At 72.6% G+C, this 19,498-nt stretch carries 12 protein-coding genes; 7 read left to right on the plus strand and 5 right to left on the minus strand.

All coding sequences use genetic code 11. The annotated features are described in order from the left end of the window. Nucleotides 1–27: 27 nt before the first annotated feature. Genes NR112_RS22950 through NR112_RS13415 form a run of 4 tightly spaced genes read left to right on the plus strand, consistent with a single transcriptional unit; the run spans nucleotide 28 to nucleotide 4,528 of the window. Entirely contained in the window at nucleotides 28–744 is a 717-nt protein-coding gene (locus tag NR112_RS22950; RefSeq protein ID WP_256795068.1) for an E3 binding domain-containing protein, read from the plus strand. Further along, on the plus strand, nucleotides 741–1,955 hold the full coding sequence (eboE, locus tag NR112_RS13405) for a metabolite traffic protein EboE (protein WP_256794805.1): 1,215 nt from the start codon (nucleotides 741–743) through the stop codon (nucleotides 1,953–1,955). The genes NR112_RS22950 and eboE overlap by 4 nt, the downstream gene beginning before the upstream one ends. Next, complete coding sequence (locus NR112_RS13410) at nucleotides 1,952–2,971, plus strand: alpha-hydroxy acid oxidase (RefSeq protein ID WP_256794806.1); 1,020 nt, start codon at nucleotides 1,952–1,954, stop codon at nucleotides 2,969–2,971. The genes eboE and NR112_RS13410 overlap by 4 nt, the downstream gene beginning before the upstream one ends. Before the next feature lie 60 nt (nucleotides 2,972–3,031). After that, nucleotides 3,032–4,528: an NAD-dependent succinate-semialdehyde dehydrogenase gene (locus NR112_RS13415; protein ID WP_256794807.1), complete on the plus strand. Its 1,497-nt coding sequence runs from the start codon at nucleotides 3,032–3,034 to the stop codon at nucleotides 4,526–4,528. 170 nt (nucleotides 4,529–4,698) lie between these two features. Here the strand turns inward: NR112_RS13415 and NR112_RS13420 are convergent, their stop codons facing one another. Further along, nucleotides 4,699–8,445 (minus strand): S8 family serine peptidase, encoded by a 3,747-nt coding sequence (locus NR112_RS13420; protein ID WP_256794808.1) that lies wholly within the window; start codon nucleotides 8,443–8,445, stop codon nucleotides 4,699–4,701. A gap of 237 nt (nucleotides 8,446–8,682) precedes the next feature. On the opposite strand from NR112_RS13420, the gene NR112_RS13425 reads away from it, so the two are divergent. The 3 genes from NR112_RS13425 to NR112_RS22955 all read left to right on the plus strand — a co-directional run bounded on the left by NR112_RS13425 (nucleotide 8,683) and on the right by NR112_RS22955 (nucleotide 13,325). Continuing rightward, entirely contained in the window at nucleotides 8,683–9,669 is a 987-nt protein-coding gene (locus NR112_RS13425) for a helix-turn-helix domain-containing protein (RefSeq protein ID WP_256794809.1), read from the plus strand. A 126-nt stretch (nucleotides 9,670–9,795) separates the two neighbouring features. After that, on the plus strand, nucleotides 9,796–11,988 hold the full coding sequence (locus tag NR112_RS13430) for a glycosyltransferase (protein ID WP_256794810.1): 2,193 nt from the start codon (nucleotides 9,796–9,798) through the stop codon (nucleotides 11,986–11,988). Then, the gene (locus NR112_RS22955; protein ID WP_256794811.1) at nucleotides 11,985–13,325 is read left to right on the plus strand and encodes a glycosyltransferase; all 1,341 of its coding nucleotides are present in this window, start codon (nucleotides 11,985–11,987) and stop codon (nucleotides 13,323–13,325) included. The genes NR112_RS13430 and NR112_RS22955 overlap by 4 nt, the downstream gene beginning before the upstream one ends. 73 nt (nucleotides 13,326–13,398) lie before the next feature. Here NR112_RS22955 and NR112_RS13440 read toward each other — a convergent pair whose 3' ends face one another. The 4 genes from NR112_RS13440 to NR112_RS13455 are packed head-to-tail and all read right to left on the minus strand — an operon-like array spanning nucleotide 13,399 to nucleotide 19,484. Further along, nucleotides 13,399–14,709, minus strand: coding sequence for a guanine deaminase (locus tag NR112_RS13440; protein WP_256794812.1), 1,311 nt, complete (start codon nucleotides 14,707–14,709; stop codon nucleotides 13,399–13,401). Continuing rightward, the gene (gene xdhC / locus NR112_RS13445) at nucleotides 14,706–15,548 is read right to left on the minus strand and encodes a xanthine dehydrogenase accessory protein XdhC (protein WP_256794813.1); all 843 of its coding nucleotides are present in this window, start codon (nucleotides 15,546–15,548) and stop codon (nucleotides 14,706–14,708) included. Before xdhC ends, NR112_RS13440 begins: the two co-directional genes overlap by 4 nt. A 1-nt stretch (nucleotide 15,549) precedes the next feature. Beyond that, nucleotides 15,550–18,021 carry a xanthine dehydrogenase molybdopterin binding subunit gene (gene xdhB, locus NR112_RS13450; RefSeq protein ID WP_256794814.1) on the minus strand — a complete coding sequence of 824 codons (2,472 nt, stop codon included), beginning with the start codon at nucleotides 18,019–18,021 and terminating at the stop codon, nucleotides 15,550–15,552. Then, nucleotides 18,018–19,484: a xanthine dehydrogenase small subunit gene (locus NR112_RS13455; protein ID WP_256794815.1), complete on the minus strand. Its 1,467-nt coding sequence runs from the start codon at nucleotides 19,482–19,484 to the stop codon at nucleotides 18,018–18,020. The genes xdhB and NR112_RS13455 overlap by 4 nt, the downstream gene beginning before the upstream one ends. Between the last annotated feature and the right edge of the window lie 14 nt (nucleotides 19,485–19,498).

Raw genomic sequence — 19,498 nt, forward strand, 5'->3', positions numbered from 1 at the left:
GCCTCAGGTGGCCACCGCCCCCGGCAGGTGCACTCTCCCCGGGTACGCCATCTGGCGCACGACCGGGGCGTGCACCTCGCGGGACTCACCGGCACCGGTCCGCGCGGCCGGGTCACGACGGACGACGTGAACCGGGCGGCCTCGATGGCGGAGTCCCTCCCGCTCGCCTCTCCGGTCGCCGCGCCCGGCGCGGTGCGCGCTCGCTACACCGCGGTCACCGAGGTGGAGGTCACCCGTCTGACGACCTCACCTGACCTGCTCGCCTGCCTCGTCGAGTCGTCGGTCCGGGCGGTCCGGTCCGTGCGCGCGGCGACGGCCGAGGTCGTCCGTACGACGGTGTCGGTGCACGGGCCGCCCGGGGGCGCGCCACGGACGGTCGTCGACGCCCACGACCTCGGAGTGCAGGGGATCCAGCGGGTCCTCGGAGCCTCAGACGCATCCCTGAACGGCTCTGAGGGGCAGGGCTCCTGGGCCGACCTGTCGGTCCAGGACCTCCGGGGCACCGGCGTCCTCTTCGACGTCCCCGTGCTCGAGGACGGCGTGGTCGTCGCGCTCTCGTTCGGAGACGTCGTCGACCGGCCCACCGTCGTCGAGCTCCCCGACGGTGGACGCGGGATCGGGATCGGCTCCTTCGTGCACCTCGCTCTCACCGTCGACGAGCATCTGGCCGGTGCCAGCGCAGCGCGGCTGCTCGCCCGGGTGCGTCAGCGCCTCGAGGCCCACGAGAGCGGGAGGTCGTCGTGAACGCCCGCACCGAGCACCTCGCGTACTCCACCCTCGTGCACCCGGGCGACACCTGGCCGGAGATGCGCGACAGCCTCATGACCTACGCGCCGGCCGTGAAGCGGAGGGTGTCGCCCGACACGCCGTATGCCGTCTCGCTCCGCCTGTCTGCCTCGTCGGCGCAGACGCTGACCGACGACCCGGGCGAGCGGGAACGTCTGCGGGTCTGGCTGGACGAGAACGACATGTACGTCTACACCGTCAACGCCTTCCCCTACGGCCCGTTCAAGGGTCGTGCCGTGATGGAGGAGGTCTACGAGCCCGACTGGTCGGATCCTGACCGGGTCCGCTACACCTGCCAGGTCGCCGACATCCTCGCCGAGGTCTGCCCAGCCCACGTGTCGCCGTCCATCCAGACCTCGCCGCTCGCCTTCCGACCCAAGGTGCTGACGACCGCGGACCGGGCCACGCTGACGGAGAACGTCCTCACCGTGGTGGCACACCTCGTCGACCTCGAGCGCAGGACGGGACGGCGGATCAAGCTCGCGCTGGAGCCGGAACCCGCCTGCTTCCTCGAGACGACCACGGAGACGGTGGACTGGTTTCGCGAGGACGTCTGGTCCTTGACCGGGACGGCGACCCTCCGGCGGCTCACGGGGCTCCCCGTCAGCGAGGTCATCGGGCTGGTCCGTCGACACCTCGGCGTCGTCTTCGACATCTGCCACCAGTCCGTGCAGTTCGAGGACATCGCCCAGTCGCTGGAGCTGCTCTGCGAGGCCGGGGTCCCGGTCTTCAAGCTGCAGGCTGCAGCCGCGCTCCGTGTCCCGGTCGTCACCGACTCCACCGTGGACGCCATCGAGGCGTTCACGGACACGATCTACCTCAGTCAGACGACGGAGCGTCGCGACGGGCGCCTCACGAGGTTCCTCCACCTCGCCGACGCCATCAGGGCATGGCGCGCCGACCCCGCCGGAGGTCCCCGGGAGTGGCGGACGCACTTCCACGTGCCGATCTTCCTCGACGACCTGGACGGTCTCAGTACGACGCGGTCCGGCATCGTGGCCGCGCTCGAGGTGCATGCCCGGACCCCGCTCTCGGACCACCTCGAGATCGAGACCTACACGTGGGACGTGCTGCCCGCGCACCTCAAGAACGGCGACATCGTCGACTACGTCTCGCGCGAGCTGGAGTGGATCCGCGCCGAGCTGGATCGGTTGGACCCGGGGCGATGATCGACCATGCCTCCCTGCGGGGCCGGGCCGAGGCCGCCCTCCCGCCAGACGTGTTCGCCTACTTCGCGGCCGGCGCGGGGGACGAGACCACCCTCGCGCGGCAGGAGCAGGCCTGGGACGAGGTGCTGCTGCGGCCGAGGGTGCTGCGGGACGTGTCGGCGACCGCGGCGGCGTCTCAGGTGCTCGGACAGCCGATCACCGCGCCCGTCCTCGTCGCCCCCACTGCCACCCACCGGCTGGCCCACCCCGAGGGTGAGGTCGGGGTCGCCCGGGCGGCCCGGGCCGCGGGCAGTCTCCTCGTGCTGTCGATGAGGTCGAGCACCCGGGTGGAGGCTGTCGCCGCCGTTGCCGGTCCCTTCTGGCAGCAGCTCTACGTGCTGCAGGACCGCGGCGTCACCGACGAGGTCGGCCGCCGTGCCGCCGCCGCCGGTGCGCTGGCTCTCGTGGTCACCGTCGACACCCCACGCGTGGCTCGCAAGCGCGCCGGCCTCCCTGTATCCCGTCCGACCACCGGGGTCATCGAGTCGCTCGACCACCGCGAGGTCGCCGACCGACGGCTGATGCAGGCCTCGGACGTCGGCCCCCACGACCTCGAACGGCTCGCCGCGGCCAGCGGACTGCCCGTCGTGGCCAAGGGAGTGCTGACCGCAGAGGCCGCCCGGGACTGTGTGGCTGCCGGCGCTTCTGCCGTGGTCGTGTCGACGCACGGAGGGCGGCAGCTCGACGGGGTCGTCCCAACGCCGATGGCCCTGCCGGAGGTCGTCGAGGCCGTCGGCGACCGGGTGGAGGTCTACGTCGACGGGGGTGTCAGCACGGGATCGCACGTCCTCAAGGCGCTCGCCCTCGGAGCGCGGGCCGTGCTCGTCGGACGACCGGTCATCTGGGCCCTCGCCACCGGCGGATCCGACGGGGTGCGAGACCTCCTCGTCGACATGGCCTCGGAGGTCGAGGAGGCACTGGCCCTCGCCGGGTGCCGGTCCTGCGGCGACGTCGGGCCCGACCTCGTGCGCCGGTAGCCCCCGCTGGCGCACGACCACGCATCCTCGATGACCCTCCCCTGCTCAGGAAAGGACGCCATGACGACATCTGCAGTCACCGAGGGCACCGAGCGCTCACTCCTCGGCCGCCTGCCCACAGGCCTCTACATCGACGGCCGGTGGACGGAGTCCGCGGACGGCAGCCGCTTCGAGGTCTGCGACCCTGCCACCGAAGCCGTCCTCGCCACGGTCGCCGACGCGCAGCCAGAGGACGCCTTCCGCGCACTGGACGCGGCGCACGACGCCCAGCCGTCGTGGGGGCGCACGCCACCCCGCGTCAGGGCAGAGATCCTGCGCCAGGCCTTCGAGCTCGTGACCATCAGGGCCGAGGACTTCGCACTGACGATGACCCTCGAGATGGGCAAACCCCTTGCCGAGGCGCACGCCGAGGTCACCTACGGTGCAGAGTTCCTCCGCTGGTTCGGGGAGGAGGCACCCCGGATCTCCGGCCGGTACTCCACGGCCCCCGACGGAGCCAACCGTCTCCTCGTCACGAGGCGCCCGGTCGGGCCGTGCCTGTTCATCACGCCGTGGAACTTCCCGCTCGCCATGGCCACCCGCAAGATCGCGCCCGCCATCGCTGCGGGTTGCACCATGGTCCTCAAGCCTGCCGAGCTCACTCCGTTGACCTCGCTGCTGCTCACCGAGGTCCTCGAGGACGCCGGCCTGCCACGCGGTGTCCTCAACGTCATCCCCACGACCGACCCGGGGTCGGTGAGCGGCCCGCTCCTGGCAGACGCGCGGCTGCGCAAGCTGTCGTTCACCGGCTCGACGCCGGTTGGTCAGCGGCTGATCGCCGCCTCTGCCGACCAGGTCGTCCGGGTGTCGATGGAGCTCGGAGGCAACGCCCCCTTCATCGTCTTCGACGACGCCGACCTCGACGCCGCCGTCGAAGGAGCCCTCGCCGCAAAGCTGCGCAACGGCGGTGATGCCTGTGTCGCCGCCAACCGCTTCCTCGTGCACCGGAGTCTCGCCGACGAGTTCGGACAGGCCCTCGCGGCGAGGATGTCCGGCGTCACGGTCGGCCGCGGCACCGACCCGGCCACGCGCCTGGGTCCTCTCATCAATGCCGCGGCCGTCGCCAGGGTGGGCCGTCTCGTGGACGGAGCCGTCGCCGCGGGCGCCCGTCTCGCCCTCGGTGGCCGGGCACTCGACGGTCCCGGCCACTTCTTCCCGCCCACCGTCCTCATGGACGTGCCATCCGGCGCGGACATCCTCGACGAGGAGATCTTCGGACCGGTCGCCTCGATCGTCCCCTTCGACACCGAGGACGAGGCCGTCCGCCTCGCGAACGCCACGCCGTTCGGTCTCGTCGGCTACGTCTACACCCGCGACCTCGATCGGGGGCTCCGGATGGGCGAACGTCTGGAGACCGGGATGCTCGGCCTCAACACGGGCGTGGTCTCCAACCCGGCAGCCCCGTTCGGCGGCGTGAAGCAGTCCGGCCTCGGCCGCGAGGGAGGACGTGAAGGTATCGAGGAGTACCTCGAGACCTGCTACATCGGCGTGGCCGACCCGTTCGCAGCATTCGGATGAGGGTCGGTTCGCCGGCGGTTCCTCACTCCCGGCGCGTGCGATGACCGCGAGCACGAGCGAGCCGGGCTCGCGGTGAACCCCCCGCGGGCAGGCGCGCCGAGCCAGATGCGGATGCCGCCCACCTCCGGGGAGGGGACGGCATCCGCCATGTTGAGACATCCGTCGCTTCGTCAGCGCACCGCGTAGGCCGCCTTGACGACCTGCGTCACCGAGGCACCCTTGCTGTCGGTCACCTCGACCCGGGTGGTGACCGTCTTGCCGCTGGCACCCGTGTGGTCGACGACCGCGCTCCACGCCCCGGCCTTGCTGGACACCGCGGCGTCCGTCCACGTCGTGCCACCGTCGTAGGAGAAGGCGAACGTCGCCGAGACGATGTCACCGGGGGCGTAGCCGCCGTGACCGGTGACCCGGATCGGCAGCACCTGCCCTGCCGAGGCGGCGAGGGTCTTGCTGCCTTCCTCGGGCAGGCCGACCCGCGGGAAGAGCAGCGGGAGACCGACCGAGAACGTGTCGGGGTCGAGCGCGGAGCGGAAGCGCCACGTCGTCTTGACCTCGGTCGATCGGGCCCACTGACGCGCCGGGCTCCCGAACTTGCCGGTGTTCATCTCCAGCTCGTAGGCCGAGTCCTCGGCCGGCACCTCGAAGACGCCGTTGGGGGTGTAGCTGTAGCCGATCTCCTCGCCGTTGCGGCGCAGCGTGAGGTTGCCCTCGTCCCCGAAGCTGCCGGGGTTGGCCACGTGCCCGAAGTCGTCGCCCCACATCTGGGGGGCGAAGCCCATGAGGCCGCCCTGACGCTCGGCCGTCAGCTGCTCGACGCCCTGGTCGTTCTTGATCGCAGCCGGGGCGACGATGCCGCCGTACCAGCTGTCGGTGCGGACGCTGCCGGCCGGGTAGGTGCGCCAGGCCTCGGTCATCGCCTCTCCGAAGGGGAAGCTCGAGGTGAGGTAGTGCAGCCACTTCGTGCCGCCGTCGGTGTAGAACTCCGTGCGCTTGGTCGCCACCTGCACCGCTTCGTAGGCCGAGACACCGAAGCTGACACCGTTGTCACGGCCGGCGTAGACGTAGTCGAGGAGGGGCGTGTCGACGCCCATGCCCTTGTAGTCGGCCTCCGTGCGGCCGAGCTTCTTGTCCTGCACGACGAAGGTCTTGTCGTCCGTCAGCGGGGTCGACTGGGTGAAACCGAGGTTGTAGACGTACGGGCTGCTCGCCGTCGCCTTCCAGGAGAGCGTCAGCTGACCACCGGCGGCGGCAGCGAGGAGGGCCTGCAGCTGGTCGCCCTCGGCCATCGACAGCGAGTAGGTCGCCACGCTGAGCGGCGTGAAGCCGGCCACGGGCAACCACTTGCCGGGAGCCGGAGCGTAGGCAAGCAGCGCCTTGACACCGGCCGCGCGGGCACGGTTGACCATCGACGGGGAGATCCCGTCAACACTGACCTTCACGAGCACGACCTTGCCGCCCACGCGCGCGGGGTCGAACAACGAGCCGTTGCCCCCGTCGACGAGGCCGGCGGTGCCGACACCGTCGAGGCCCGGGGCCGCGTTCGGCGCCGCGATCGGGTGCAGGACCGGTCCTCCGACGACCGACATCGAGTCGACGGCAGGCGCGTAGCGCCGCGACCAGTCACCGAACTCCCACGTGCCCTGCTTGGGGTTGCCCTGCACGTCGGCGTACACGGCGGTCGTCGTCGAACCACTGCTGAGGGAGCCGGCGTGGATCCACGTGTCGTCCCACGTGCGGGAGAACGAGAGGACCGAGGCCTTGGGCTCACTGGGCCGGTCGGTCTTGACCGACAGCAGGTGCGCCCTGGTCGCGTCGAAGTCGACGGTCGTGTCGCCGGTGATCTTGATCTCCGGTCGGCCGAAGTAGGCGATGGAGCCGACGGTGTTCGGGGTCAGGTAGGTCGGGTCGGGGCTCCGGACGAAGCCCGACAGGAAGTAGGTGCCCGGACGCACCTGGAACGTCTGCTCCGCGGCACCGTTGTTGAAGGCGCGCTGTGCCTTGATGGAGTCGATGTTGACCACGTCGACGCTCGAACCCAGGTTGGCGGGCTGACCGAGGCGGTCCTTCATCCGGACGGTGAGCTGCACCGTCTGGGGAGTGACGTAGAGCGAGAAGGGGGTCGACACGGTGGCGTCACCCGTGGCCAGGATGCGCCCCGTGACGTCGCCGTACTGCGCGGCCCCGAGCTTGGCGGTCGGGTCCACCTTCAGCGGGACCTTGACCGTGGTACCGGCGGGTATCGTCACCGACGAGGCTCCGAGGGCGACCGGCGCCGACTTGACGGCGGAACCGTCGTCACCAGTGACACCGGCGACGGACAGCTTGAGGGTGACCGACTGGTCGGTGACGTTGGTGTAGGGAACGTCGATCGTCGTGATCTGGGCGCTCGTGTGCGGCCACGCGAAGGTGCCACCCTGCACCGGCATGGTGGCGACCGAGGCCTTGGTGGCGGCGAAGACATCGAGGCGGCCGGCACCCTGCGCGCGGACGTCACCGGGGACGTCGGACTTCGCCGACGACACGAGGGCCGCCTTGAGCTGCTGCCCGGTCCAGCTCGGGTGCGCCTGCTTGACGATGGCGGCGGCACCGGCGACGTGCGGCGTCGCCATCGACGTGCCCGACATCGCGACGTATGCGTCGTCGCCCCGACCGCCTGAGCGCGCCGCGGTGATGCCGACGCCCGGCGCCGAGATCTCCGGCTTGAGGGTGTGGTCGACCGCTGTGGGCCCGCGGCTGGAGAACCATGCCGGCACGTCCTGACGGTCCACGGCGCCCACCGTCAGCACCGCGGGAGCACAGCCGGGAGCCGAGACGGTGTTGTTGGCCGAGCCGGTGTTGCCGGCCGCGATGACGAAGAGCGTCTTGCTCGTCGTGGCGAGCTCCTGGGCCGCCGACGACATGGGGTCGTTGCAGGCGGACGGCGAGCCGTTGCTGCCCAGGCTCATGGAGACGACGTCGGCGCCCTGCCCGACCGCCCACTCCATGCCGCCGATGATCATCGAGTCGGAACCTCCACCACTGTCACCGAGCACCTTGCCGATGAGCAGCTGGGTCTCGGGGGCGACGCCCTTCTCGAGACCAGCGCTCGCCGCACCGGAGCCGCCGACGGTGGAGGCGGTGTGCGTGCCGTGACCGTGCACATCCGACAGTGCGCCACCCGCCGACCCCGTGAAGTCCTTGGACGCCAGGATCCGGCCCTGCAGGTCGGGGTGCTCGGCGTCGGCGCCGGTGTCGAGGACGGCGACCTTGGTGCCGCTGCCCTTGAGTCCGCTCGCCCAGGCGAGGTCGGCGCCCACCTGCTTCGTCGACTGGTCGAGGGTGGCGTACGCCTTCGCGTCCAGCCAGATCTTCTCGATCTTCGCACCGGCTGCGGTGGACGGGTCCGTCGCCTCCGCGAAGAAGGCAGCGGCCTGCGCCTTGCCGGCCTTGAGCGCGATGCCGTCGATCGAGTGCAGGGTCTGACCCTTGGCAGCGCCCTTCGGCGTGGCGGGCGCGGAACGCGCCCGGCTGAGGTCCGTGGAGTAGCGGGCGATGACCGGCACGCTGTCGGTACTGGCGTCGTCGTAGCCCATGGCCACGAGCCCCGTCACGTTGAAGAGCTCCTCGTCCACCTTGTCGGAAGACAGGGCGTCCACGGCATCGGCGGGGTAGACGTAGACGTCCTTGCCGACCCGCCGAGTCTCCACGGAGGGCACGGTGCCGTCCTCGCGCGGTAGCACCGTGACGATGGGGGCGTTGGTGCCTGCCCCGGTGACGAGGACCTTGTCGCCCGTGATCAGGGTGACGGTCTTGGGGGCGTCGCTCGTCGCCTGGGCAGCGCGCGATCCGACGATCGGACGGGGTGGGGCACCGGAGCCCTGGCCGAAGGCCGAGGTGGGGGCGGCCGCGGTGGCGGCAACGATGGCAACCGTTGCCACCCCTAGGGTGTTACGCCAGATGGGGCGCATGCTGTGGTCCTTCGGGGAGTGGGGGCGCGAGCCGCTGGTCGGGTCACGCTGCCGGGGGGGGGGTTGCGCCGGGGTGGGGAATCCGGCGCCGTCAGTCACAGTGCCGGACCGCCGGTTTGTCCGGAAGAATGTGCGTGCGGCGGTTATGCGTCATGGCGCAGGTGCGCCCCCCGCCATGACGACGTCAGAGCTAGCGGAAGGAACGACATGGAAGCGCTTGCAGCGCTGGGTCTGGGTCCGGCGGAGGCGAACCTGTACCGCACCCTCGTCGGGCTGGGCGGCACGGGCGTCGACGACCTGACCCATCGCTGCCAGCTCTCGAGGGCGGAGGTCGAGGGCGGCCTCGTCGGGCTGGAGCGCCAGGGACTGGTGGCCCAGTCGGCTGCCACGCCGGGTCGCTGGGTGGCGGCGCCACCGGGGATCGCGCTGCGGGCGCTCCTCAACGACCGACGTCACGAGCTCGAGCAGGCCGAGCTCGTCGCGGCGCGGCTGTCCGAGGTCCACCGCACCGATGCGGCGGGGAGCGTCCACGACCTCGTCGAGGTGGTCGTCGGCGCCGGCGCCGTCGGTCAGCGGTTCCACCAGCTGCAGCTGGGCGCCGTCGAGGAGGTCTGCGTGCTCGTCACCGACAACCCGACGGCCGTGCCGGCGACGGAGAACCAGGCCGAGGACATCGCCGCGGCCCGCGGCGTCCGCTACCGCGTCGTCCTCGAGCGGGACGTCCTCGAGCAGACGTCGCAGACCGAGCTCGTGGCGGTGATCCGCCGGGAGGAGGAGGTGCGCATCAGCGACCGGGTCCCGACCAAGCTCGTCATCGCCGACCGACGCACTGCGATGGTGCCCCTCGATGCCGACTCCCCGGAGCCGGCAGCCCTCGTCATCCACTCGACGGGCCTCGTGCAGTCGCTCCTCGCGCTCTTCGACTCGGTCTGGCGCGACGCCTGGCCACTCAACTTCGCCTCCCCGGAGAGCGACGAGCTCGTCGAAACCGCTCCGGGTCCCGACGAGACCGACCTGCAGGTGCTGTCGCTGCTCATCGCCGGTGCCTCGGACGTCCTCGTCGCGAGACAGCTCGACGTCGGCCTGCGGACCGTCCAGCGCCGTGTCCGTTCGCTCATGGACGCCACCGGAGCCAACAGCCGCATCCAGCTGGGGTGGGCGGCGCACGAGAAGGGCTGGCTCCGGCGACCGTAGCGCCACGGAAGGTGCACCTCGCGGCGACCAGCCCGCCCGCTCCAGCGCCAGCCAGCGCTCGGCATGCCCCAACAACGTTGGACAAGGGTTGTACATTCTGGCGATCGGGCGCCTAGGGTCACCCCCATGGACCCCTGCTCCGCGCTCGAGGCGGTCCGCACCGCTCCCACCCTCCTCGAAGCCATGCGAGCAGCGTCGACGCTCGCCGACGTCACCGCGCAGGCGGACGGTGACGCCGTCCGGGACCTGATCTCGGCGACGCTCTCCGACGATCCCCTGACTGCCCTCGCGGCCGTTCACGCGCTCGGTGTCTGCACCGACCCCACGGCGGCTCCGGTGCTCGCACGCCTGGTGGCCGACGATCGGCGCCCCGTGGCGGAGCACGCGCTCGACGCGCTGCGGCACACGACTCCCGTCGCCGACGCGCTGCCCCACCTCGTCGCCGCGACCCGCAACGGGGCGTTCACGGGCATGCTGGCTCAGCGCACCCTCGAGGCCTGGGCGGCGCGACAGCCGGATCTGCTGCGCGGCGCCCTGCTGAGCGGTCTGGCGGCGACGGCCGACGGCGACGGCAGAGCGCGACTGGTCGAGACGCTGGGGCTGGTGCCCGGCGGGGCGACCACGACGGCGCTCATGGCTCTGGCGGCAGACGAGGCCGAGGTGCTCCCGGTGCGCGCAGCAGCGACAGCCGCCCTGGGCGACGGACCTGCAGCCGACCACAGCGCCGCGGCGCTCCTCGTGTCGCTGGCCCGCAACGTCGGCCCCCTGGCCCAGACCGCCCGGCTCGCCCTCTTCGACCTGCGTCCGGTCCCGGCGTCGCGCGTGCCCGAGGGACTGACCATCGTGCAGCTCTTCCTCCACTCCGAGATCGACGGCCAGCTGCACCAGTCCGGCCGGGGAGACACCGGCGGCATCGCCACGCTGCTCGTGCAGCTCGGGGACGCCCTGCTGCGCGGCGAATCCCCTGTGGCCCGGGTCATCACCCTGTCGGGCGGCAGCCCCGACCCGGCCCAGTTCCCGTCAGGACGTGCGTCGGCTGCGCCCGGAGGCCAGGTCGGCTCCTCGCTGCTCACGACGGGTCACCACTACGCCAAGGTGCCGCTGTCAGGTCCCGTGGGGGTGGCCCGCGCCTGGCCGGCGCGGGTCGCGGCGCGCCGCGGGATCCGCCGGGTCCTCCGGGCCGCCGGCCGCGTCGACGCGATCCACCTGAGGATGGCCGACGTCGGATCCATGGCCGCCGCCGAGGTGGCGGACGAGCTCGGCATCCCCGTCGTGCTGACGGTCGCGCCCGACCCCCAGGCGCTCATCGACGCGCGGGACCGCGCCGGGACGCTGACCCGGGCCGGGTTCGGCGACGTCGATCTCGTGGAGCACCTGTGGTTCCGCGACGGGCTGCTTCGCGACCTCGCCGCGCGTGCCTCACACCTCGTCCTCTTCCCGCGCCCACAGGTCGACGACGACCTGAGGCGCTACCTCGGGATCGATGTCGAGGAGCAGGGTGAGCGCGTCGGCGTCGTCGGCGAGGGGATCGATGTGGCCGGTGTCGACCGCATCGTCAGCGAGACCCTGGACCGGTCCCGACGACGACCCGGGTCCGGCGTCGCCGCCGCCCTCGACGAGCTCGATGCCCTCCTCGACACCCTCCCGGAGGAGCGTCGGGCCCTGCCGATCGTCGTGTCCGTCGGTCGGCTCAACCCCGTCAAGGGGATGGCGACCCTCGTGCAGGCCTGGCGCGACGACGCTCCGCTGCGCCGGCGCTGCAACCTGCTCGTCGTGGGCGGCGACCTCGACCACCCCAGCGACGAGGAGTCCGCCGAGCTGGCTCGCATCGACGCCGCCGTGCCTGCGGACGACGCGGCCGACCAGGGGTTGCTCGTGGCCGGGCACCGCCCCAACGCGACGACCATCGCGTGGCTCACGCGGCTGCGGGGCGGACCCGACGACACGGCACCGCCCGGCGTCTACGTGAGCGCGAGCCTCAAGGAGGAGTTCGGCATCGCGATCCTCGAGGCGATGGCCGTCGGGCTCGTCGTCGTCGCCCCTGCCGGCGGGGGCCCTGCCACCTACGTCGCCCACGGCGAGACGGGCATCCTCGCCGACACGTCCACTGCCGCCGCCCTCGCGAGCGCGACCCACGCCGCACTCGACCTCGCCGCGGCGCCCGACGCCGACGCCCGGACGGAGCAGGCCCGGGACATGGTGCGTACGAGGTTCGGCATCGACACGATGGCCGCGTCGCTCGCCGCGGTCTACCGTCAGGTGGCGGCGCAGCGAGCGGGCCAGCCGCGCCTTTCCGACGCCGTGGAGGGAGCCTCGTGACGCTCCTCGTCATCAGCCCTGACTACGCCTCCCACCTCTACCCGCTCGCCACCCTCGCCACGGCCTGGCGTGACGCGGGTGAGCGCGTCGTCGTCGCCACCGGCACGGCGACCGATTCACTCGTCACCGCGTTCGGCTACGACCGCGAGCACCTGCAGCTGGGGCGCGGCTCGAACCCGGGCGTCATCCGGGCCGAGGAGCAGCCGGCCGGGGAGGACGACTCGCTCCGTGGGTTCTTCGAGGCCACGAGGCTCGGCGCGGTCGAGACGCTCACCTACCAGGCGCGGGCGCGCGGGGACGACCTCCTCTGGAACGCCGTGGGCGTGGCCCGGGCCGTGCACGAGGTCGTCGACCGGGTGCGCCCCGACACGATCATCGTCGACCACCTCGCGTTCGGTGCCCGACTGGGTCTCGCCAGCAGGGGGACCAGCCACGCCGACGTCGTGCTGGGACACCCGTCCGCCCTCACCGTCGGCGACGAGGTGTACGGCTACCCGCCCGCGTGGCCCCGTGCCTTCGGGCCCGCGCCGGACGCCCTCGCCGAGCTGCGGCGGCTCTCGGAGCAGGTGCGCGACGACTTCACGGCGCAGTGGAACACCGCGCTGGCACAGCTGTCGCCGGCGGCCCCGCCGAGCGTGGACGCCTTCGCCGAGACCGGCGACGTCCTGATGCTCAACTACCCCGCGGAGCTGCACGACCCCCACCGCACCTTGCGGCTCCCGCGCCACACCTTCCTCGGCTCGGCGGTGCGGGCGGAGGCCCCGGACGAGCAGGTCGAGGAGTGGCTCGGCCGCAGCGACGAGGCGGTCGTCTACGTCAGCCTCGGCAGCTTCCTCTCCGCCCGGTCGGACCTGCTCACGACGATCGCCGAGGCGCTGCGCCCGCTGGACGTCCGCGTCGCCCTGGCCCACGGGTCGACACCGCGTGCCCTGCTGGGTGCACTGCCCGAGTCGTGGCTCGTACGCGAGATGCTGCCGCAGGTGACCCTGCTCGGTCACGCTTCCGTGGCCGTCTCGCACGGCGGCAACAACAGCGTCACCGAGTCACTGACGGCCGGAGTGCCCCTGCTGCTGCTGCCTCTCTCCACCGACCAGTTCGCCGGCGCCGCCGCCGTGGAGGCGCAGCGGCTGGGCGAGGTGCTCGACCCCAACCACGCGGACGCCGGTGCGATCCGCTCGGCCGCCGAGCGCCTGATGGGTCGCGCGGACTCCGTGGACCGCGCCAAGCTGCACCGGCTGGGCGCGTCGCTGCGCGAGCACCCGGGACCCCGCCGGGCCCGCGACGCGCTGACGCTGCAGACGGCGCCCGCCGACGGCAGCGGTCCCGCGACGGTCTGAGCCTCGCCCCGGTGGGCACGTCGACCCGCACGGTGCGTGCGGCGGCATACGCCCTCGGGCGCGCGGTTGTGGGTCAGCGGAGGCGTGGGCTCCGCCACCGGCCGGCGGCGATCTGCTCGCCCCCGACCCACACGCCTCCGACGTCCGAGCTCGTGCCCAGCGCGAAGACCTTGGACAGCGCGTCGTCGGGGGACGACGCGTTGTCCAGTCCCACGGCGAGCGGGTCACCGGACTCCGGCAGCACCCAGACGGCGTCGAACTGCTTGCCGACCGAGAGGTCCCCCACCTCGTCACCGAGCCCGAGCGCGTCGGCGCCCGCCGCGGTGCTCAGCCAGAGCAGGTGCGCCGAGGTCAGCAGCATCCCCTCCGGGCCGAGGAGCTGCTGGACGAAGTACGCCTGCAGTCCCTCCTTGAACAGCGAGAAGCCGGTGCCGGCGCCGACGTCCGAGCCGAGGGCGACGCGTACCCCGGCCTCGACGTGACGACGGAGCGGAAAGAGCCCGCTGCCCAGCGCGGCGTTGCTCGTGGGGCAGTGGGCCACCGCGGCACCGCGTTCGGCGAGCGTCCTCAGCTCGGCATCGGTCGGGTGGACGTCGTGCGCCAGCACGGACCTCGCCGTGACGAGGCCGAAGCGGTCGTACGTGTCGACGTAGGAGGCCCCGCCGAAGAGGGCGGCGACCTCGCGGATCTCGTGGACGTTCTCGTTGAGGTGCGAGGTGAAGAGCGACCCGGGCACCTCGGCGAGGGTGGCGGCACAGGCCTCGAGCATCGCCTCGCTCGCCGAGAGGGAGAAGCGCGGTGTGACGGCATAGCGCAACCGGCCCTTGCCGTGCCAGCGGCCCGCGAGGGCGAGGGACTCGGCGTGGGCGCGCTCGGCGGTCGTGAGCAGCGGCTCGGGCAACAGCCGGTCCGAGGTCACGAGGCCGGTCGTGACCCGCAGGCCCCAGTGGTCGGCCGCCTCGAACATCACGTCGACGGCCGGGGCCTGGTGGGCCCCGAAGACGAGCGCGGTCGTCGTCCCGGCGTCCACGAGCCCTGCCACGAAGTCGCGGGCCACGCCCCGGGCGTGGTCGACGTCAGCGAGCCGCATCTCCTCCGGCAGGGCGTAGCGGTCCAGCCAGTCGAGCAGGGGCAGACCGAGCCCGCCGATGACGCGCACCTGGGGGAAGTGCACGTGCGTGTCGACGAGCCCCGGAAGGAGCAGACCCTCGCGCAGGTCGAGGACCGGCTCGTCGAGGTGCTCCGCCCGCACCGCGTCGAACGGGCCGCGCGCGGTGATGACGCCGTCGCCGACGAGCAGCCCGCAGTCGTCGTCGGACCGGAGCGTGCCGCCGGCGAAGGGGCTCGTCGGCGTGTCGAGCACGCGGGCCCGGAAGATCGTCACGGACGGGTGCCCGGCGACGGGAGCGTCGCGTGACCGAGCTGCCGCTCCCGCTCGAAGAGCGCCAGCAGGTCGGCCGCGACGGCCACGGCGATGGTCGCCGGGCTCTTCCCGGTGAGCCCCGGCGCCCCGATCGGCGTCGTGATCCTGCTCAGCTCCTGCGCCGAGTGGCCCTCTGCAGCAAGGCGTTGCTCGAATCGGCGCCACTTGGCCGACGACCCGATGAGGCCGATCGAGCCCAGGTGCGAGCACCTCAGGGCGGCATCGCACAGGGCAACGTCCTCGGCGTGGTCGTGGGTCATGACGAGCACGTGAGTGCCGCGCGGGACCTGCCCGAGGACGAGCTCCGGAACGGGCGCGTGGTGGACGTGCACACCGGCCACGGCGTCGGCGAGCCCCGCGAGTCGTCCCGGGGCCACGCGGTCGGCGCGGCCGTCGACGAGGTGCAGCTCGAGGTCGTGACGGCTCAGGATGCGCGCGAGCTCGGCGCCGACGTGACCCATCCCGAAGATCGCCACGGAGGGCACGACGGGCAGTGGCTCGAGTAGTACCGACACCTCGCCGCCGCAGCACTGCTGGCCGTGCTCGACGGGTGCTCGCTCGTTGAGCGCCAGGTCGAGCTGCTCGGGGGCGAGCTCCCCCCGCCGGAGCATCGTGCGGGCGCGCTCGACCGCTGTCGCCTCGAGGTTGCCACCCCCGATGCTGCCCCACGTGTCGTCGGGCGAGACGACCATCTTGGCGCCGGGCTCGCGCGGGGCGTGGCCGCGGACGGCCGCGACCGTCACGAGCACGCCGGGGACCCGGTCCGCACGCAGCCGTTGGGCTGCCGAGAGCCAGTGCACGTCAGTCACCCCTCCCGGCGGCGACCTGCTCCGAGTGCGGGCGCAGCGGGTGCCCGGCGGGGTCTGCGCGCTCGGGCGCCACGCCTACGCCCCGGGGCTCGCCCCGGACGACCGCCACCGTGTGCGGTGGCTGGCCGGCTCCTCGCGCCTGCTGGACGGCCCAGAAGACCGCCTCGGGTGTCGCCGGCGACGCGAGGTCGACCTGCGTGCCGGCGCCCCCGAACGCGGCGGCCGCCTGGCGCAGGGCCTCGCGGACGGAGATGGCGAGCATGAGCGGGGGCTCCCCGACGGCCTTGGACCCGTAGACGACACCGTCCTCGGTGGCGCGCTCGAGCAGTGCGACGTTGAAGACCTCGGGCATCTCGGAGAAGCTCGGCAGCTTGTAGGTGCTCGCCGATGCCGTGGCGAGCCGGCCGCGTGCCGGGCCGGAGGACTCGTCCCACCGGAGGTCCTCGAGGGTGAGCCAGCCCGCACCCTGCACGAAGCCGCCCTCGATCTGACCGAGGTCGACGAGTGGGGAGAGCGAGTCACCCACGTCGTGCACGATGTCCACCCGGCGCAGCCGGTAGGCACCGGTGAAGCCGTCGACCTCGACCTCGGCCGCCGCGGCGCCGTAGGAGAAGTACTTGAACGGCGAGCCGTGCATCCTCGTCGAGTCCCAGTGCAGTCCCTCGGTGCGGTAGAAACCGGCCGCCCAGAGCTGGACCCGTTGGTAGTAGGCCTCACTCACGAGGTCGGCCCAGGCCACCTCGGCTGCGCCTGTCGCCGCTCCCGACGCCGCTCGCGCGCACCCGCCGTCGAACCGCACGTCCTCGGCGGGGACGCCCAGCCGGGCAGCGGCCACGGCGCGGAGCCGCTCGAGGATCTGCTCGCAGGCGTCCTTGACCGCTGCGCCGTTGAGGTCGGCCCCCGAGCTCGCCGCGGTCGCGGACGTGTTGGGCACCTTGTCCGTGCGCGTCGGCGCCAGCCGGACCAGCGACAGGGGGACGCCCAGCGACGTGGCGGCGACCTGCAGCATCTTCGTGTGCAGGCCCTGACCCATCTCGGTGCCACCGTGCGTGATGAGCACCGAGCCGTCCTTGTAGACGTGCACCAGCGCCCCGGCCTGGTTGAAGGCGGTGAAGTTGAAGGAGATCCCGAACTTGACCGGCGTGACGGCCAGGCCCCGCTTCGTGTGCTCGTGCGACGCGTTGTACGCGGCGACCGCCGCCGAGCGCTCCGCGAGCCCGCCGGTCGTCACCACCTGCTCCCAGCAGGCGACGGCCCGCTCGGAGTGACGGACGACCTGGCCGTAGGGCGTGTCCTGGCCCTCCGTGTAGAAGTTGCGGCGCCGCAGCTCCACGGGGTCGATCCCGAGCAGCGGTGAGCAACGGCCGAGAACGTCCTCGATGACGAGCATCCCCTGCGGTCCGCCGAACCCGCGGAAGGCCGTCTGGGACGTCTTGTGGGTCCGGGCGATGCGCCCGTCGACCCGGAGGTGGGGGATCCAGTACGCGTTGTCGACGTGACAGAGCGCCCGCGCCAGCACGGGCTCGGAGAGGTCGAGGCTCCAGCCGCCGTCGGAGGTCAGGGTGGCGTCGAGCGCCTGGATGCGACCGTCACCGTCGAACGCGGCGCGCCACTGCGCGTGGAAGCCGTGTCGCTTGCCCGTCATCGTCAGGTCCTGCGTCCGGGTGAGGCGCAGGCGCACGGGGCGCCCGGTCAGGACGGCTCCCAGCGCGGCTACCGCTGCGTAGCCGTGCGGCTGCATCTCCTTGCCGCCGAAGCCTCCGCCCATCCGCAGGCACTGGACCGTGACGGCGTGGCTTGCCAGACCGAGCACGTGGGCGACGATCTGCTGGGTCTCCGTCGGGTGCTGGGTGCTGCTCTGGACGAAGACCTGCCCACCCTCGTCGACGTGCGCGAGCGAGCAGTGCGTCTCGAGGTAGAAGTGCTCCTGGCCGGCGAGGTCGAGCTCGCCGCTGAACACGTGCTCGGCTGCGACGAAGGCCCCGTCGACCTCCCCGCGCTCGAGCCTGGGCTGTCCGCCTTGGAAGCTGCCGGCCTCGATCGCGTCGCGGACCGTGACGACCGAGGGCAGCGGCTCGTAGTCCACCTCGACGGCGAGCGCGCCGAGCCGGGCCGCCTCGAGGGTGTCGGCCAGGACCCAGCACACTGCGTGGCCGAAGAACATCACCTCGGACGGGAAGAGCGGCTCGTCGTGCTTGACGCCGGCATCGTTGACGCCGGGCACGTCGGCGGCGGTGAGGACGCGCACGACGCCCGGGACGGTGAGCGCGGGTGCGGGGTCGAGCCGCGTCACGCGGGCGTGGGCGTGGGGTGCCTGGACGGGGTGGGCGTGGAGCAGACCGTGCGTTCGCGTGGTGAGGTCGTCGGTGTAGAGCGCGTGGCCGGTGACGTGAAGAGCGGCCGACTCGTGCGGGATCGGCTGCCCGACCACGGGATCCGCAGGCCGGCGGGACAGGGACGTCATGCACGCACCCCGTCCTCGGGCTGCTCGTCCGCATGAAGGCGAAGGAGCGAGGTGCCCAGCACCGCGATGCGGTAGGCCGCGCTGGCGCGGTGGTCGTCGAGCGGGGTGCCCTCCCCCCGCATCACCTCGGCGGCGGCGTGCACCGTCGCCGAGGTCCAGGCCCGGCCCTCCAGGAATGCCTCGGTGGCGAGCGCCCTGACGGGGGTGGCCGCGACGCCGCCAAGGCCGATGCGCGCCCGTCGGACGGAGCCGTCGACGACGTCGAGGGCTACTGCGACGGCGACGCTGGAGATGTCGTCGTAGCGGCGCTTGGCCACCTTGTGGAAGGCCGTGGTCGGGCTGAGCGGCAAGGGGATCCGCACCGCACGGATGAGCTCGTCGGGGCGACGCACGCTCTGCCGGTAGCCGGTGTAGTAGTCGGCGAGCGGCACCTGCCGGTCGCCGTCCGGGCTCGCGAGCACCACGACGGCCTCGAGCGCGAGCAGCGCGGGCGGCAGGTCGCCGATCGGGGAGCCCGTGCCGAGGTTGCCGCCGAGGGTCGCACCGTTGCGGATGAGTCGGGAGCCGAACAGGGGGAACACCTGGTCGAGCAGGGGGATCCGCCCCGCCAGCTCGCGCTCCACCTCGGTGAGGGTCAAGGCGGCGCCGATCTCGACGGCCTCGTCACCGATCTCGAGCCGGCGCAGCTCGGGCAGGCGGTCGATGCCGATGACGAACGGCGCCCGGGTGCCGCGAAGGTTCACGTCGACGCCCCAGTCGGTCGATCCGGCGACGACCGCCGCGCCCGGATGGCCCGCGAGCAGGTCGAGCGCCTCGTCGAGGTCGGCCGCACGGGCATACGTGCCGGTCGCCCCCGAGAGCCGGGTCCCGACCGGAGGTGGCGGCGCGTCCGAGCGCCGCGCGGCGAGCACGTCGTCGTCCGTCGGGGACTCGAGCGCGAAGGCTGCGTCCCGGATGGGCCGGTAGCCGGTGCACCGGCACAGGTTGCCTGAGAGCGCTGCGAGACGGAACCCGTTGGGCCCCGACTCGTGCGTGTCCGCGTCGCTGCCCGCACGGGCCGCGTCGTCCTGCCGGTCGGCGCGGTAGTACTCGGCAGCCATGGAGCAGACGAAACCGGGCGTGCAGTAGCCACACTGCGACCCGCCCCGCACCGCCATCTCGCGCTGCACGGGGTGCAGGTGCTCCGGCGTCCCGAGTCCCTCGGCGGTGACGACCTCCTGGCCGTCCCACGAGGCGGCCGGCACGAGACAGGCGTTGACGGCCGTCCACTCGGTGCCCGACGCGCCGTCGGGGCGGGCGACGAGGACCGCGCAAGCGCCGCACTCACCCTCGGCACACCCCTCCTTGGCCCCGGTGAGACCCTGCCCGCGCAGCCAGTCGAGGGCGTTGGTCGCGGGTTCGGTGCCCGCCAGGTCACGCTCGGTGCCGTTGACCGTCACCGAGAGTCGATGCCCCGGCCTCATCCGAAAGTCCCGTC

The organism is Terrabacter sp. Ter38 (assembly GCF_024519435.1).
GTDB lineage: Bacteria > Actinomycetota > Actinomycetes > Actinomycetales > Dermatophilaceae > Terrabacter.

What these genes read in the sequence shown, in the direction of transcription:
- NR112_RS13425 (WP_256794809.1), top strand. Translation starts at nt 8,683, where the DNA reads ATGGAAGCGCTTGCAGCGCTGGGTCTGGGTCCGGCGGAGGCGAACCTG.
- xdhB (WP_256794814.1), bottom strand. Translation starts at nt 18,021, where the DNA reads ATGACGTCCCTGTCCCGCCGGCCTGCGGATCCCGTGGTCGGGCAGCCG.
- NR112_RS13455 (WP_256794815.1), bottom strand. Translation starts at nt 19,484, where the DNA reads ATGAGGCCGGGGCATCGACTCTCGGTGACGGTCAACGGCACCGAGCGT.
- NR112_RS13430 (WP_256794810.1), top strand. Translation starts at nt 9,796, where the DNA reads ATGGACCCCTGCTCCGCGCTCGAGGCGGTCCGCACCGCTCCCACCCTC.
- NR112_RS13410 (WP_256794806.1), top strand. Translation starts at nt 1,952, where the DNA reads ATGATCGACCATGCCTCCCTGCGGGGCCGGGCCGAGGCCGCCCTCCCG.
- NR112_RS13415 (WP_256794807.1), top strand. Translation starts at nt 3,032, where the DNA reads ATGACGACATCTGCAGTCACCGAGGGCACCGAGCGCTCACTCCTCGGC.